1 protein-coding gene is annotated in these 248 nt (G+C 71.4%); it reads right to left on the reverse strand.

Annotated elements, in window-relative coordinates; all coding sequences use genetic code 11:
* Window positions 1-248 (reverse strand): glycoside hydrolase family 3 protein (locus tag AC0CH8_RS19030; RefSeq protein WP_465241218.1); only part of this gene is annotated, 248 nt, incomplete at both ends.

Raw genomic sequence — 248 nt, forward strand, 5'->3', positions numbered from 1 at the left:
GACCGAACCCCCAGAGCGGCGTCCCGGTGAAGTAGCGATAGGTGCGCTCCTTCATCCCGTAAGCGACGAAGGCGGGCAGGTCGCTGGTACGCGCATAGACCGTGACCGGCAGCCGCCCCGAGGGATTGCGGACGCCGGCCAGCGTGTCGGCAACGGCGGTGCCACCCGCCTCGCCAGGATACCACAGCGTCAGGATCGCGTCGGCGGAGGCCGGATCGACCGCCACCGCGCTGCCGCTGGCGAGGACG

This window comes from Sphingomonas sp. AC435 (assembly GCF_979253005.1).